This is a genomic window from Silvimonas amylolytica (assembly GCF_014645555.1).
GTDB lineage: Bacteria > Pseudomonadota > Gammaproteobacteria > Burkholderiales > Chitinibacteraceae > Silvimonas > Silvimonas amylolytica.
On record NZ_BMLY01000004.1, the window covers coordinates 100,818 to 115,775 of the forward strand.

Genomic DNA, 14,958 nt, shown 5'->3' on the forward strand with positions numbered 1-14,958 from the left:
CCATGATGGACCCATGTGTTTGCTGGATGCCATCGAGTCTGTCGCGACCGACACGCTCACCACACGTGTAGTGCCGCGGGGTGACGGCATGTTTGATGAACATGGCACAATTGGTGCGTGGGTCGGGCTGGAATACATGGCACAGACCATGGCGGCTTTGGCAGGCTGGGAACGCCGCAAACAAGGTCTGCTGCCGCGCGTAGGGCTGATGTTGGGTACTCGGCGCTATCACTGCCATGTGCCCCATTTTGTGGTGGGCCAACCCTTGCTGGTGACGGCCACCCGTGAATTTGAAGCAGATAACGGCATTGGCGTGATGCAATGCCGGATCGAAACCCTGGATCGCCAGGTACTGGCTGAAGCATTGCTCTCTGCCTATCAACCTGACGACCTGCAGCATTTTTTGAAAGAACACGCATGAGTACAGTACTGGTCACCGGTTCGAGCCGCGGTATTGGCCGCGCCATCGCCTTGCGGCTGGCGCGCGATGGCTACGACCTGGTTTTGCATTGCCGCAGCCGGCGCGAGGAAGCCGAGGCTGTGGCCGCAGAGATCGCGGCTTTGGGTCGCAGTGCGCGCATTGTGCAGTTTGATGTGGCGGATCGCGCCGCCGCCCGCGCCACGCTGGAAGCCGACATTGAAGCCCATGGCGCCCCTTATGGTGTGGTCTGCAATGCCGGCATTGCGGCCGACGCTGCCTTTCCGGCCATGACCGAAGGCGAGTGGGATGGCGTGCTGCGCACGAATCTGGATGGCTTCTACAATATTCTGCATCCGCTGGTCATGCCCATGATCCAGACCCGTCAGCCAGGTCGCATCGTGACGTTGTCATCGGTCTCGGGGGTGATCGGCAACCGTGGTCAGGTGAATTACAGCGCGGCCAAGGCCGGGATTATTGGTGCAACCAAAGCGCTGGCGGTGGAGCTGGCCAAGCGCAAAATCACCGTGAACTGTGTCGCCCCTGGGTTGATTGATACGGAGATGGTCGATCCGATGGTGCTGGAAGAAGCCCTCAAGATGATCCCGGTCAAGCGGATGGGCAAGCCCGAAGAAGTGGCCGCGACGGTGAGCTTTTTGCTGTCAGCCGATGCAGGCTATATCACCCGCCAGGTGATCTCGGTGAATGGGGGGCTGGCATGACCCGGCGACGTGTGGTGGTGACGGGCGCCGCCGGTATCAGCCCGATCGGCAACGATTGGCCGACCATTCGGGACAACCTGCAGGCGCGTCGCAGTGGGGTGGTCAATCTGCCGGAGTGGGGTGAGTACGATGGATTGAACACGCGTCTTGCTGCGCCCGCCAGACCCTTTGACTTGCCGCGCGAAACCTACAACCGTAAACGTACCCGCAGCATGGGGCGCGTGGCGTTGATGTCCGTGCGTGCAACTGAGCTGGCGCTGGCTGACGCCGGTTTGCTGGGTCATCCGGTACTGCATGGTGGTCGGACCGGGGTGTCTTACGGTTCCAGCACGGGTTCGCCGGATGCTGTGGCAGATTTCGGCAAGATGCTGCACAACAAATCCACTGAAGGCGTTAACGCCAACAGCTATCTGAAAATGATGGGCCATACCACGGCGGTGAATATCGCAGTGTTTTTTGGCCTGACTGGCCGTGTATACACGACATCCAGCGCCTGTACGTCGGGCAGCCAGGGTATTGGATACGCCTTTGAGGCCATTCGCTACGGCCAGGCCACCGTGATGGTTGCGGGTGGGGCGGAAGAGCTCAACGTGACTGAAGCGGCGGTGTTCGACACCTTGTTTGCCACCAGCACCCATAACGAAACGCCCCACCTGACACCGCGCCCGTATGACGCGGCGCGCGATGGTCTGGTGATCGGTGAAGGTGCGGGTACGCTGATCCTGGAAGAATACGAACACGCAGTGGCGCGTGGTGCGCATATCTATGCCGAGATCACCGGTTACGGCAACAATTGCGATGGTAGTCATATCACCCAGCCCAGTGCCGCGACCATGGCTGTCGCCATGCAATTGGCGCTGGATGACGCGCAACTGGGCGTGAATGATATCGGTTATATCAATGGCCACGGCACTGCCACGGAGCATGGAGATATCGCCGAAACAGTTGCTACGCATCAACTCTTTGGCAAGCGTGTGCCAATCTCCAGCCTGAAAAGCTATATGGGCCACACGCTGGGCGCTTGCGGTGCGCTTGAGGCGTGGATCGCCATCCAGATGATGAATGAAAGCTGGTTTGCGCCGACCCTCAATCTGGATCAGATTGACCCGCGCTGCGGCGAACTCGATTACATCACGGGCGAGGGTCGACAGATACGTTGCGATCACGTCATGAGTAATAACTTTGCGTTTGGCGGCATCAATACATCATTGATTTTCAGCAAAATCAGACCGTGACAGGTGTGAATTGCAGCTATAACCAGAAAACCGCCAGCCAGGCGGTTTTTTCATGTGAGGTTGCCGTTCACCGGCCACGTTGGCTGTAGCGTGAACCTCGGCGCGACCTGCCCGTCCCATAATGACCAATTCCACCAGTCTGGAGAAGCATCATGCAAAAGAGCGGTTCCGCACAATGGCAAGGCGCAATCAAGGATGGTATCGGGTCGGTATCGACCCAGAGTGGCGTACTGAAGGATGCACCTTACGGCTTCAAAGCACGGTTTGAAGGAGGGCCGGGCACCAACCCGGAGGAGTTGATCGGTGCCGCGCACGCCGGGTGTTTTTCAATGGCGTTGTCGTTACAGCTGACGGAGGCGGGAACCATTGCCGAGCGCATCAACACCAAAGCGACAGTCACCCTGGAAAAAGACGACACGGGTTTCACCATTACCGCTGTGCATCTGGATGTCGTCGCCCGTATTCCTGATGCCACACCAGAAAGCTTCGCCAAAGCCGCCAATGCGGCCAAAGCGGGTTGCCCCGTCTCCAAACTGCTCAATGCCAACATCACCATGGATGCGCGGCTGGAGTCGTAAATACAACGGCTGGGCAGACGGCCGGCTCCTGTCGCCTGGGGCAGGCCGTTTGTATTGCCAGGATACACGAGCGCCATGTAAGGAAACAAAACCCGTGTTAGGATAAATGAATATAGTCGTATCCAGTCCTCATTCCCGCGCTTTATCCATAACCATAATGCGGGCCGCACAGCCATTCTTCGTCAGTGTTTGTCCCACATACGCATGGGCAAGCTGCTGACTTGATATCGTTTTTCACGTACCGATATATTGGGTAACAACCCGCAGGCCCTGTAATAACAGGCCCTGGCTGGCGGTCATCGCCGGGTGGCTCCCCCATCCAGACAGCCTGGTTCAGACACAATGGCACGCACGGTGCGGCGATCTTGTATCAACGCGCCCAAGCCCTGCCACCTTGCAGATACAAAAGAGATGAAAGAAAAAGCCCGTTCCACTGATGCAGAGGCAGCCGCGCAATCGCGCATCGCTCTGGCGGAGTTGTTTGGCGATAACGTACCGCATTCCACCGCACCGGCTGCACAGGCCACTGCGCGTGCGCAGTCCGAGCCAGACTCTGTGCTGGCGCGCAAGAAAGCCAGGGAAGACGATATCAACGCGCGTACCGATCTGCTGCGCCGCAAGCGCGAAGCACGCGAGCAAATCCTGGCGCGCGTTGCTGCGGCCGGGTTTACGCCCGAAGAAGTGATGAATATCGCCGCACAATTGCCGGATTGATCGCCGCCATTTGATCGCGATCCAAAACAAAAACCGCAGCACACTGGCTGCGGTTTTTGTTTGTGTGTTCAAACGTTTGTATCAACAATCAAGCCGGTTGATCAAAAGTTGGTGCGCATGCCCAGCGAGAAGATATTGGCCTTGTCACCAGCCGTGCCATTAGGCACGCCTGTGGATTGCTCAAACGAGGCGTTGGCATCATTTTCCAGTCGGGTGTAGGACGCAAACACTCGCGTAGCCTTGCTCAGCTTGTAGTACCCGGCCAGGTTGAATTGTTTGGCACCGCTTTGTGCAATCGGCGCATCTCCCTTAACGTCAGCCATATACAAATACGATGCGTGGACCGACCATGGGCCCGTCTTGTAGCCGACCAGAATGGCGGCATCGTCCTGATGCGTGTTGCTGCCGCTATAGCTGGATGCCACGCGTTCCCACAGGGCATTGAGCATAAAGCCGTTCCAGTTGGCACCGCCGCCGACCACGTAGCTTTCCAGATAGTCACCTGATTTGTAGGTCGTGGTCGACAGTTCGCTGGTCAGCAATGAAGAGGTATCGTTGTCGCGCTTGTACGAAGCGCCGGCAGTGTAAGTGCCATCATCGTAATAGGCGGTACCGGCATATTGCAGCGGGTTGGCGCTGCCATTGTTCAGGCCCAGATTGCCGACCGACGCGTTCACACCAAAGTTGCCGAACTTGCTTGACTCAAAACTGGCGATATTGGCATTACGCTCTTCCAGACGGAACAAAAGCTCACCGTTACCCCATGCATCTTCTGAATAGTTGTAGGTGCCATCCAGTTCCGGCACGTAGTAACCGCTGGCGGTATACAGCGCGTCTTCGTTGCGACCGAAAGTGACGTTACCAAAACCGCCTTTTACGCCAATGAAGGTATTGCGGTTGCCCCAGGTGTCACCGGAAGCACCGCCAATGTGCAATTTGTTCTGAACTTGCCAGATGGTTGACAGACCATCATCCCACTTGTCTTCACCGGCGATGGCAATACGGCTGCCCTGATCTTCTACCCGGGTCAGGTTAGCGCCCGTGCCCGGGCCGGACTGTTGCACATATTCCAGACCGGCCCGAATGCTGCCGGTAATGGTCACATCGGCCATGGCGGCCGGGGCTACACAGAGGGCGGCGAGTGCGCCCGCGATGATCTTTTGCACTGTCTTCTCCAAATTCGAACGGGTTGGTGTCGGTGCGGCAGACGACTCTGAAATGGTCGTCCACTCGGGCCTGAAATCAGGGCGGGCCGGACTATACGTATAGACGTGCGAATGTCTGTTACGGGCAGGAGAAGATTTCGTGAAACCTTCATGGCGGATTTATTGCCTGGGGATGTCACTACAGTGAGCGCCGCATCAGGCTTGGGTTTGCGCGAGAGAGACGAGGAGGGTCGGTGCAACGGCAAGGCTGTGGGGCACCCGCCAGACAAGAAAAAGGCCCCGTTAAAACGGGGCCTGGCTCACCACGAGGGGCAGTAGACCTTTTGGGTCATTTGCGCTCAGGGGAGGTCTGTATCTCTTGCCGGAGGTCCAGCTGCAACCAGGAAAAACCAGCCGGGTTACGCTGGGCAAAGGAAGGGCGCAGCCTGATCTGGTCTGCAGCCGCTTCGGGTTTAACCGCTTTTTGTTCTGGCAAGGCGTTCGTCGTCAAGGCAGTCATGATCATGCACTCACTCTGGTTACGCAAAACCTGGAAACGGCCCCGATTATGGCCTGCCTGACGAGAATTGAAATGCACAAAATTGGTGAGAGTGATCATGGATCAATAAAACCGTGCCGTAAGCTGATGAGTGGTACAGCGGTCTCGCCAATTGCAACGGGTTGAGCCCTGTCTCTTTTGAGCCTGTGTGTTTGGGGGAGTTAAAGCACACCTGGACAGCCGCATGAAGAGCAAAAGAGGGGTAGCAACGGCGCAATGAAGAAAACGAGGACATGTATTAAACAGTCAACCCTGGAGTTTTCCCTATTGTTTGTGCGACCCAGCCATTAATACGATTGTATTAATACATTTGTATTACATGGGGTTGCAATGCCAAAGCTGGAAACCGCACTCATCTCCGCGACAGGGACGCGTGAGCGACTGATCGATGCCATCTCCGCGCTCGTTGCAGAACGGGGGCTGGAAGGCACGTCAATTCGCGCCATTAACAAGGAGGCATGCGTTGCCAATCAATCTGCCGTGAATTACCACTTCGGGAACGTGTGGGGCCTGGTGGAAGCGGCAGTCGCCAGGGCAACGGACGCTTATTCTGGCGCGATCCAGTCAATGCTCGACGAGCAAAAGGCAACAGGTCTGCCAGTGACCTTGATGGACGTCGCGGAATCCATGATCCGCCCGATTGTGCGCATGGTAGCCACGCCTGCTGGCCGCAACAACGTCCAGCTCATGGCCCGCATGGCGGGGGACTGCGGTCAGCGCGGCAGAGAACTACTCGCCCGCGGGTTGGGGCCGGTATCACTGATTTTATCTGCCCATGCTTGTGAGGCCATGCCGGCCCTGAGCAAAGAGGCGGCAGGCGTCAAAATTCTTTACGCCTTCAACACTGTTCTGAACGTCATTCCCGATGCAGGTCTGGAACGCTGGTGGCCACTTGAAACCACCAGCAGGGACCGGCTGGACCGTTATCTGCGTGATTACATCGTGGGCGGGATCGCATTCTCTTCCCGGCCAGGCCCGTAATACGTTGATTCTGCTGTACGACTTTGCTTGTTCAACTCTGCACAACCACGACAACCAGTACCGGTATTACACGACCACAAATAAGGAGGAGTCCGTGTCTGCTGTCATTTTTAAATCCTGTCCGGATCTATTCAGGGGATTAACCTGCCTGGTGTCTGCGCTGTTACTGACTGCCTGCGCAGGCGGTGACTCTACCAGTACCGCGTCAGCCACCGCCGCGCCCACACCAACGCCGGCCCCGACAAATAACCTGCCTGCAGCATTCAGTACCCAGCACGCCACGCAAACCTGTTTGTGGAAGGGACCGTTGTCGCGTGAGAACCCCAACGGGAACTTTGCGTACCCGGATACAGGTGCGAGCTATTGGTCTGCGACCGTCACCATTCCGGCGGGCTCACGCTTGTTTGTGAACGGGCAGTACCCGTATGCGCGATATATCTCGTTCGTCAGCTATGACGGCAATGCCCAGCCCGTTAATGTGTTGGGGGATCACGATATCCAGCCTGCCAGCGGGAACACAAACCCGTTTATCGCGGGTAACCCGCGCTATGGGACGGCCAGGGATTATCAGGTAGAAATCGTCGCCGGTAGTGCGCCGGCTACGCCTGCAGCCAACACCCTGTATACCGGCACAACCGGCCCGACGGTCACGTTCTGGTATCGGGTCTATGTACCGGATCAAGGTGCGGACATGACCGGTGCCACGGGTCTGCCTACTGTTTCGGTATTGCATGCAGATGGCAGCACCGTGACCGAAGATGCTGCCTGTGCAGAACTCAATCCTGCTGCCAGCCTGAGCACGCCCAATTTGCTGCCACAGGCCACCTACAGCATGTTGCGCGACCAGGCCAATGCGCCCGACAGCTTTCCGGCGCAAGAGCCCGGCGTCTGGCATTTCCCGTTCAACCGTACCTGGAACCTGCAGTGTCTGTTTTTCTACAGTTGCTCAGGCACACCGGCCTATCAGCTGAACTGGTATGGCAACCCGGACAACGCATATGTTGAAAGCATGATCAGCCGGGATTATGGCAACGTGGCCATTTTGCGGGGCAAGTTACCCGTAACCCCGTCCACGTTCCTGAACAACACCGTCGCTACAGAAGGGCAGCTCAGATATTGGTCTATCTGCATGAATGAGTTTTATACGCAGAAAGTGACCGACTGCATGTATGACGCTCAGGTGCCGGTAGATGCAAATGGCAACTATGTCATTGCGATCAGCCGTGCCGCAGATCGTCCAGCCAATGCGACAAGCGCGTGCGGGTTTGGGTGGATTCAATGGTCTGAGGTGGGCGATGGCAATGGGCACCCGAATGATGGACTCTTGATCATGCGGAACATGCTGCCAGACCCGGCGTTCGCCAATGCGATCCAGAACGTACACATTCCGGGGCAAGAGCAATCCGTCATTGGCAACTATTTGCCGACGGTGACGTATGGCACAACGCAATCCTTTACTGCTTTGGGCTGCAAGGCGTCCTGAACAGGTCGTCAGACATAAAAAAGAGGCGCTCCACAAGGCGCCTCTTTTGATGAAAAAGACGGCTACCGCCTGACGATGGGGCCTTCGGGAAACGGCAAGCAATAAAAAACGGAGTCTATTGACTCCGTTTTTTATTGGTGCTGCCTGAAAACATACCGCTCAAAATGGTTGTGAGCGGGAAAAAGTGTCCATAGTGCTGGATGCTAATACTACTGCGGGTTCCAGAACACTCTCGCTTCAGAAATGTTAATAAAGTGCCGATTTTTGCTATGTTGTTTACATTTTCGTCGGTTAGTACCTTGCCAGCTGACGAGGGCTGCGAAAAAATGTCTTAGGAGTCTGCGGGAAACGGGGTAGAACCAGGAGCAAATTCACCGGTAGCCAAATAACCGAGTTTCACAGCAGACTCAGAGCCAATTTTTCCAAATATTGCGCACGTCATTCAATCAATTGCCCTCCTTCGCGCTTATTGAGCAAGGGCGTTTCATTGACATTTGCGGCGCGTTATCCTCTGCCGAGGCAAGCTTTTTGGTGGTCAGAATGACCACTACAGGCACCCGCCTTGCCAAGTATCTTCTGGAATTGATAATTGACCAACTCAGTCCTTAAACGATTCGAAGCTATGGCTGATAGCCAATTCGACTCGCAATTCTTACCTCATCCTAACGAGGCTATAGCCACTTGGTATCTACTTACCGCCTCGGAAGATATGCAGCGAATGTTATTCATATTTCCTGCTGATTCCCTGGGCAAGTGGAAAATAGATTTTTATTTAGACAGATATAAATTTTCCCTGCGGCATTGTCTTATGGCTGTACGTGCGCGAACGAAAGATAGGACTGTTACGCCATTGCCCTACAGAGCTGCACCCGCGTTTTATCAACGCTCAGGAGATTTCCTGAAAGCTGGTATTGATTACTCCACGGTAACTCAGATTTGCTCGGCAGCGCATTCAGGTAGTTTACAAGTGATAGACCGCGCTGAAGGGTACGCCTTAGAGTTCAACGAGCAGCTTGAGGATAGCCGTTACGGTGTATTGGAGCTAATGCGCCAAACCGCTGGGGCTCCAGTCATTTCTTTTGCATCGGCTTTATTGTTTTGGATACAAAATCCGAAAGAGTTACCAGATGTGGTATGCCGGATTGCAGAGCAAATTCGTGCCTCGAATGGGAGAATTCGTTATATCTACGACCTAGAGCTTGCGGTGCAACTTGCGCAGTATCTTCATCAGGCACCTTTTCTAATTCCGGAAAACTGGGTGTTCCCATGGGGTGGAAGGACTGAAACTACACTTCTTCAGAATGCTCTCTCACTCAGAATCATCTATCACCTATGTGCAGTGCACTTTGGTGCCAGTAGGTTGCGGCTCAAAGGGGTTGGAAATTCTGACCTTTGTCTCCGTATTGCACGAGAGCAGCTCGTTGAAGATATGGCGATGCTTTGTTCTCTGGAACGGCCTCTCATCGATAGCTTTGTTGATTACCTCACTTATGGGAGGGGTGTAGATTCGCCAGACCAAGCTTTGCAGCCTCTAGTGCCGCTGGGAAAGGAACGATTTGGAATAGCGGGGATTGGTTTTTTGTCCTCTAATATTGAACGCAATTTGCTCACATTACAGGCCCGACTTGAGCCCAAAATATTTGACTCGCGAAGTTCAGCTTTTGAAGTAGAAATGACAAAGCAACTTGGACCGCTCTTCGCGCAAAAATGGCAACAGGTTGCTGCGAATCGTACTTTTCAACTTGGGACGGTAAAAGAAGAACTTGACCTGCTTATTTGCGAACCTGAGACAAAGACGCTACTTGTTCTCGAACTTCGCTGGATGCTTTCACCTGCGGACCCACGAGAAGTACAAACAAAAAAAACGTATTTGTTATCAGAAAGTAGACCAGCTTGCCCGCAAAGTGACGGCCGTTTCAGGTAACCTGCCTCATTTACTTCGTGCTGCCTTTGACACCATTCTTGAGTCAACAGCCGGATGGAAGGTATACGGTGCAGTTGTAATTCAAGGCTTTGGTGGTGCCCTAAGTCAACTTGAGCAGTTTCCTGTGGTTCCTGACTGGGTTCTAGAAGCCGGGGTACACAAAGCCCAAACCCTTCTTTGCTTGGCTGAGTGGATGAAATCGCTGGACTGGCTTCCAATTGAAGGCCGTGATTTTGAGGTCAGGGAGAATCCGGAGCTGTTATCCATTCCAATTATCTATAGAGGCATCGCTCCCCTCAGGACTGGCCGCGAGTACCTTCAGGACGCCACCAGTACAATGTTAAACCTCTGAGATTAATCGCGGATTACACGGATGCGGTTGGCTGCGGTGTGCCCCTTAACCCCCGCAGCTATCGTTTGCGACTGAACAAGGCGGATCGACTCGGATTTGGCCCGACGTGGGGAGCGAGCTTGGGAGGGGAAATGATCTGTGGATAATTGTTCAACGATTCTCTGCTTGCAATATCGGACAAGATCATCAAGTTCGTTCAGTGAAAGAATGGTGTTCTGACGGAGTCTTTCGTCGAGTTCGATGTTTCGGGCGTGGAGAAATAGATGAAGATGCATGATTGATCTGAGCGTTTGATCAATCGTATTACTGGCTTTGTTGGTGGCACGGAGCTCGCTCAACGAATACACCGTGGGTTCGAACAGAGGTTCGCCCGAAGTGCGTTCAATCAGGACAGGCAGTCGTTCGCCAGAACGGAGAACAAGGGTTCGGACGGAGTAAGGGTTGACGTCCATTTGTTTACACCCTTAAGAGGTGAACACTAATACGTCATAGCAGGTCTGCAGGGAAAAACTGTAAACAAGAAAAAAGCGGAATCAAATCAATGACCCCGCCTTGTTTATTGACGCACTATAAAAAGGTGGACTTCAGAAGAGGATACTGTGCTCAGATTCCTTTGCAGACAGATTCGCTCCGGTGGTAGGGAACAACACTGAAACAATGCTCTGCCGCCGCCCGCGTCAATCTGGCAAACAGTTGGTTCTGAATTCACCAGGTGTGCAGCCATACTCCGTCCGGAAGGTCCGGTTGAAATTCGACAAGTCTGTAAAACCGCTCTCCAGTGCTACCTGGGTCACAGGTATTTCAGTGGATGCCAGTAATTGTGCAGAACGGGTCAAACGCTGCCGCAGCAACCACTGATGAGGAGACAAACCCGTTACCCGGGTGAACACGCGCAGGAAATGAAACGGGCTAAGACTGGCGGCATCCGCCATACCTGCCAGTGAGACGGGTTGATCCAGATTATCCTGAACATGCCGCACTACCGCCATGACACGTCGTTGGTCGCGAGCACTGACGGGACGACTGGGTTGTACCACCCCAGAGGACCCAAGGCGCAGGGTCTGTCCAGCCCAGGCCAGTACCAGCTCGGCAAAACCCTCATTGGCAGGCGTGCTGCGAGTGCCCAGCAGCTGCATGCTTTGCCAGCTCAGCCCTGCCAGCGCGCGCAATGGCGGTAAACGATGTGTCCTGGTCATCGACACATCTACCCCCACATCCGCCGCAATTGATGCAAACAGATCAGGCTCGAACTGAAATGACAGGCAACGGTCTCCCGTCCCGTGATGATGACTGCATTCGAACGGGCGGCCGGCATTGCCCAGTAGAACCGACCCGCTACTGAGTAAAACACCGCCGTGGACAGACCGGTAATTGAACACACCGGCCAGCACCAGTGAGACCGATTGCAGCGCGTGGTTTTCTTCAAACACGCGGTCGGTGGGTCCACAAGTACAGAGGATGTCCTGCACCTGCCAGCCCTTGCCGCGGGCCACAACCTTGCCGCGGGCGCATCCGTACTCTCCCCGTTGAGCCAGCGCGAGACGTAACGGCTCATGCCGCCAGGATGGCAATTGAGCAATTTTCTCCAGGTGGTCGTGCCGGGCGCGCATGACAATGATCCGCAGACAGGTTTCTTCACTATAAACACCTGGAGGTAGTCATGGCTCAACCGTTTCTCGACGCATTGCAGGCGACTGGCGCTCACCCAGCCCTGGCAGGGCATGCAGAGACATACGCGTGGATGATTGGTAGCTGGACGGGAGAAGTTACGGATTTTCCTGATGAGATAAACGTACTGCGCGGCCCGGTGGAAATGCATGCAAGCTGGGTATTGCAAGGCCGCGCTATCCAGGATGTCTGGATCGCACCAGCAGGTTCCGCGCCAGGCCAGATTCAGGCTGAGCGCTACGGCACAACACTTCGCATTTTTGATACAGCGCATGCGCAATGGGATGTACGCTGGTTCAATCCCGTCAGCGGGGCGCAGGTGAGCCTGAGCGGCCAGCGTGTCGGCGACCAGCTGGTGCAACTGGGTATGATCAATGGCCGGCTGGTTCGCTGGGTCTTTTCAGAGATCACCTCCCGACAGTTTCTCTGGCAGGGGTTTGTACTTGGCGAAGATGGGCAAACCTGGCGTCTGCAAACGCAATTTCGCTTTGAACGATCCAGCAGCCAGGATTAACTATAAGACAAACCACAAACAGGCCGAGTGCCTATACGGACTCGCCGGTTTGCAAATTCTGGTTTGCTACGTAGTTGATTCCAATTAAAGCTGCCCGCAGTTCACACGGTGCTGCCGAAACCCCCAGTGACTGGTGGAAAACCGGCCAGAGCGGCCAGTCGATTTGCCGAGAATTCAGGACAGTTTCCGCTCCTAGGCGGGCATTGTCAGATTGCTGGTGGACTAAATACCAACCCTTCCTATACTGACGCAGACCCAGGAAAAATCTTACACATCCATCCGCACGGACTTGTTCAAATACCCTGGAACTGGAGCCTAAGATTCCCACTTTGCTTGCCGAAGTATCACTGCAATCGTGAAGCTGAGTTAACCACACCGAGCCCTGTAACGCCTCTCCCCACGGGATGGTAGGGCGGCTTGCTACATCCACATACGACTGGAGACTTGACCCATGTTCCGCATCCGTCGTGGTTCTCTGATTGCCGCACTCGTTGTTGCTGCTTTTGCAGTACCTGCGGTCTGGGCTGCTGGTGGCCAGGTGCCACTGCCCACCAAACCCTCAGACCTCACCGTGCCCGCCAAAGGCGTATTGATGCAGCCGGAGTATGTCAAAGCCGTGGCGCGGGCCGCGTACATCTGGGGCTGGCCTTTGGTGAACCAGCAAAACCGCTTCAACGCCATCACCCAGGCCCCATATCCAGGGCATTTGAATGGCGTCTTGCCTGCTGCGCCACGTGGCCAGCTTGCCATGCTGGCGGACTACATTGAGCCGTCCCAGACGTTTGTGACGTGCCCCAATCAGGATGTGGTCTACGGGCTGGGTTTCTTCTCGCTGGATCAGGAACCGGTGGTGATTCAAGTACCCGACTTCGGGGACCGCTTCTGGGTGTACGCGCTGTATGACCAGCGTACTGACCAGTTTGCGGAACTGGGCAAGCCATACCAGACCAAGCCGGGGTTCTACCTGCTGGTGGGGCCAACCTGGCAAGGTGAGAAGCCCGCCGGCATTACCGCCGTAATCCGCAGCAGCACGCCACTGGCTAACGCCATCCCCCGTGTTTTCCAGAACGACAATGCGCAGGATCGCAAGGCGATTCAGCCAGTCATCAATCAGGTGGTGGCATACCCGCTGTCAAAGTTCGACGGCAAGATGAAGACCATTGCCTGGGCCAAGGTGCCGGACATTAAGGCCCCCGGTTCTGACGACAGCAGTGGTGGCGAAACCAAATGGGTGATTCCGGAAAAGTTCTTTGACCAGTTCCCCGGCATTTTGGATGCAGTGCCCCCACTGCCCGGTGAAGAAGCCATGTATGCCCAGTTCCGGGCGCTGCTGGATGCCGCTGCCAAAGACCCCGCCGTGAAGCAACTACTGGTGGAGACGGCCCAGGAAACGGAGAAGGATGTCATCAGCAAGTTCTTCCTGTGGCAGCACAATGGCGTGCCTGCAGGCAATGGCTGGAATCGCTCCGCCAACAATGCGCAGTGGGGTGTGGATTACTTCAATCGCACCGGCACATCCAAGTCCAATATGTTCGACAACAAGCCGACCGAAACCCAGTATTTCTACACAGACAACGATAGTGCTGGCGGCCAGCTTGCCGGGACAGGCAATTATCAGGTGACGTTTGCGGCAGGGCAGGAACCCCCTGTGAACGGGTTCTGGTCACTGACGCTGTACAACGACAAGCACCTGTTCAACCCCAACAACCTCAAACGCTATTCGCTGGGTACCAAGAACCCCACGCTCAAGCGCAATGCCGACGGTTCGTTGACGATCTATGTGGGCAACAAGTCACCAGGCAAGGACAAGGAGAGCAACTGGCTGCCAGCGCCAGAAGGCACGTTCTCGCTGTATATCCGGGCATACTGGGGCAAGCAGCCGATTCTGGATGGCTCATGGCAGCCGCCAGAGATTCGCAAGGTTCAATGAGGAACAACAAAAAGCGGGCGTAATGCTCGCTTTTATATTTGAGGGCTTTTCTTCGAACCGGCAATGACCGATTTGGGTTGGGAGCATACCGCCACCGCCAGCAAAGCGCCAACCGCATTTGCTTGTATCCTTGTTTACTTGGGGAAGAGCAGGGTCACTACCGCCCGTAGCCCCCAGCCATGCGCACCGGAATCAGGTGAGGCTGCCCAGTAACGCACCCCGCCGCCCAGACTGACCGGCTGGTTGCCGAACTTCACCAGTTTGCTGACCATGCCATTGATCGGCACGGACCACTGCCGGTGGGTCCAGTCATAGGTGGATTCGGTGTTCAGGGTGTAGGTCCAGGCGTCCTTGGTGGTGTAGGCCAGGAAGGGCTGCAAGAACGTCGAGTTCACCTCGGGGCGGTCGCTTTGTCCTGCAAAAGACCAGATATGGTTGGCCAGCGCGCCGTAGGTCCAGCCATGGTTTTGCCACAGCAATACGGCGGTGGGGCCCGCACCCCATTTTTCTGCGCCCAGCAATTTGTTGGTATCGGTGGGCAGCAACAACACCGGGCCAACGCCCCAGATCAGGCCACTGTCGGTGGGCTTTTGCGGTGACAGGAAAAAGCTTTGCACCACGTCACCAATCCCGCTTTGCGAGCCCGCACCCGGTGCGATAGCACTTTGCGATACTACCGGCACAATGGTGCGCGAAATCAGGTTCCATTCATCATTCAGATGAAACGGAATCACC

At 55.4% G+C, this 14,958-nt stretch carries 15 protein-coding genes; 10 read left to right on the forward strand and 5 right to left on the reverse strand.

The genetic code is table 11. The annotated features are described in order from the left end of the window. The first annotated feature begins 13 nt into the window (after positions 1-13). The 5 genes from IEX44_RS12815 (at position 14) to IEX44_RS12835 (ending at position 3,667) form a co-directional block, all read left to right on the forward strand. Positions 14-421: a hotdog family protein gene (locus IEX44_RS12815; RefSeq protein WP_188694312.1), complete on the forward strand. Its 408-nt coding sequence runs from the start codon at positions 14-16 to the stop codon at positions 419-421. Continuing rightward, positions 418-1,140 carry a 3-ketoacyl-ACP reductase FabG2 gene (locus IEX44_RS12820; protein WP_188694315.1) on the forward strand — a complete coding sequence of 241 codons (723 nt, stop codon included), beginning with the start codon at positions 418-420 and terminating at the stop codon, positions 1,138-1,140. The genes IEX44_RS12815 and IEX44_RS12820 overlap by 4 nt, the downstream gene beginning before the upstream one ends. After that, positions 1,137-2,375 (forward strand): beta-ketoacyl-ACP synthase, encoded by a 1,239-nt coding sequence (locus tag IEX44_RS12825; RefSeq protein WP_188694318.1) that lies wholly within the window; start codon positions 1,137-1,139, stop codon positions 2,373-2,375. Before IEX44_RS12820 ends, IEX44_RS12825 begins: the two co-directional genes overlap by 4 nt. A 152-nt stretch (positions 2,376-2,527) precedes the next feature. Next, a complete protein-coding gene (locus IEX44_RS12830; RefSeq protein WP_188694323.1) occupies positions 2,528-2,953 on the forward strand; it encodes an OsmC family protein in 426 nt (141 codons plus the stop codon). Positions 2,954-3,364: 411 nt separating this feature from the next. Then, a complete protein-coding gene (locus tag IEX44_RS12835) occupies positions 3,365-3,667 on the forward strand; it encodes a hypothetical protein (RefSeq protein ID WP_188694325.1) in 303 nt (100 codons plus the stop codon). A gap of 101 nt (positions 3,668-3,768) precedes the next feature. Here IEX44_RS12835 and IEX44_RS12840 read toward each other — a convergent pair whose 3' ends face one another. Together IEX44_RS12840 and IEX44_RS12845 are read right to left on the reverse strand one after the other, a co-directional pair. Then, entirely contained in the window at positions 3,769-4,833 is a 1,065-nt protein-coding gene (locus tag IEX44_RS12840) for a porin (protein ID WP_188694328.1), read from the reverse strand. A gap of 328 nt (positions 4,834-5,161) precedes the next feature. Next, a complete protein-coding gene (locus IEX44_RS12845; protein WP_188694331.1) occupies positions 5,162-5,338 on the reverse strand; it encodes a hypothetical protein in 177 nt (58 codons plus the stop codon). Between the two features lie 363 nt (positions 5,339-5,701). Here IEX44_RS12845 and IEX44_RS12850 point away from each other — a divergent pair, with 363 nt between their 5' ends. The 3 genes from IEX44_RS12850 to IEX44_RS12860 all read left to right on the forward strand — a co-directional run bounded on the left by IEX44_RS12850 (position 5,702) and on the right by IEX44_RS12860 (position 9,759). After that, positions 5,702-6,352, forward strand: a complete 651-nt coding sequence (locus IEX44_RS12850) for a TetR/AcrR family transcriptional regulator (RefSeq protein WP_188694334.1) — start codon at positions 5,702-5,704, stop codon at positions 6,350-6,352. Between the two features lie 94 nt (positions 6,353-6,446). Continuing rightward, positions 6,447-7,835 carry a hypothetical protein gene (locus IEX44_RS12855; RefSeq protein ID WP_188694337.1) on the forward strand — a complete coding sequence of 463 codons (1,389 nt, stop codon included), beginning with the start codon at positions 6,447-6,449 and terminating at the stop codon, positions 7,833-7,835. Between the two features lie 622 nt (positions 7,836-8,457). Continuing rightward, positions 8,458-9,759, forward strand: coding sequence for a hypothetical protein (locus IEX44_RS12860; RefSeq protein WP_229679057.1), 1,302 nt, complete (start codon positions 8,458-8,460; stop codon positions 9,757-9,759). A 354-nt stretch (positions 9,760-10,113) separates the two neighbouring features. On the opposite strand, the gene IEX44_RS12865 is transcribed toward IEX44_RS12860, so the two are convergent. Beyond that, entirely contained in the window at positions 10,114-10,563 is a 450-nt protein-coding gene (locus tag IEX44_RS12865) for a hypothetical protein (RefSeq protein ID WP_188694343.1), read from the reverse strand. 225 nt (positions 10,564-10,788) lie between these two features. Continuing rightward, positions 10,789-11,721 carry a helix-turn-helix domain-containing protein gene (locus tag IEX44_RS12870; protein WP_188694346.1) on the reverse strand — a complete coding sequence of 311 codons (933 nt, stop codon included), beginning with the start codon at positions 11,719-11,721 and terminating at the stop codon, positions 10,789-10,791. A gap of 50 nt (positions 11,722-11,771) precedes the next feature. Here IEX44_RS12870 and IEX44_RS12875 point away from each other — a divergent pair, with 50 nt between their 5' ends. Both IEX44_RS12875 and IEX44_RS12880 read left to right on the forward strand, forming a co-directional pair. After that, positions 11,772-12,293 (forward strand): hypothetical protein, encoded by a 522-nt coding sequence (locus IEX44_RS12875; RefSeq protein ID WP_188694349.1) that lies wholly within the window; start codon positions 11,772-11,774, stop codon positions 12,291-12,293. Positions 12,294-12,744: 451 nt separating this feature from the next. After that, positions 12,745-14,223 carry a DUF1254 domain-containing protein gene (locus IEX44_RS12880; protein WP_188694352.1) on the forward strand — a complete coding sequence of 493 codons (1,479 nt, stop codon included), beginning with the start codon at positions 12,745-12,747 and terminating at the stop codon, positions 14,221-14,223. A 134-nt stretch (positions 14,224-14,357) separates the two neighbouring features. Here the strand turns inward: IEX44_RS12880 and IEX44_RS12885 are convergent. Further along, a partial coding sequence (locus tag IEX44_RS12885; RefSeq protein ID WP_229679058.1) for a hypothetical protein occupies positions 14,358-14,958 on the reverse strand: 601 nt, incomplete at its 5' end.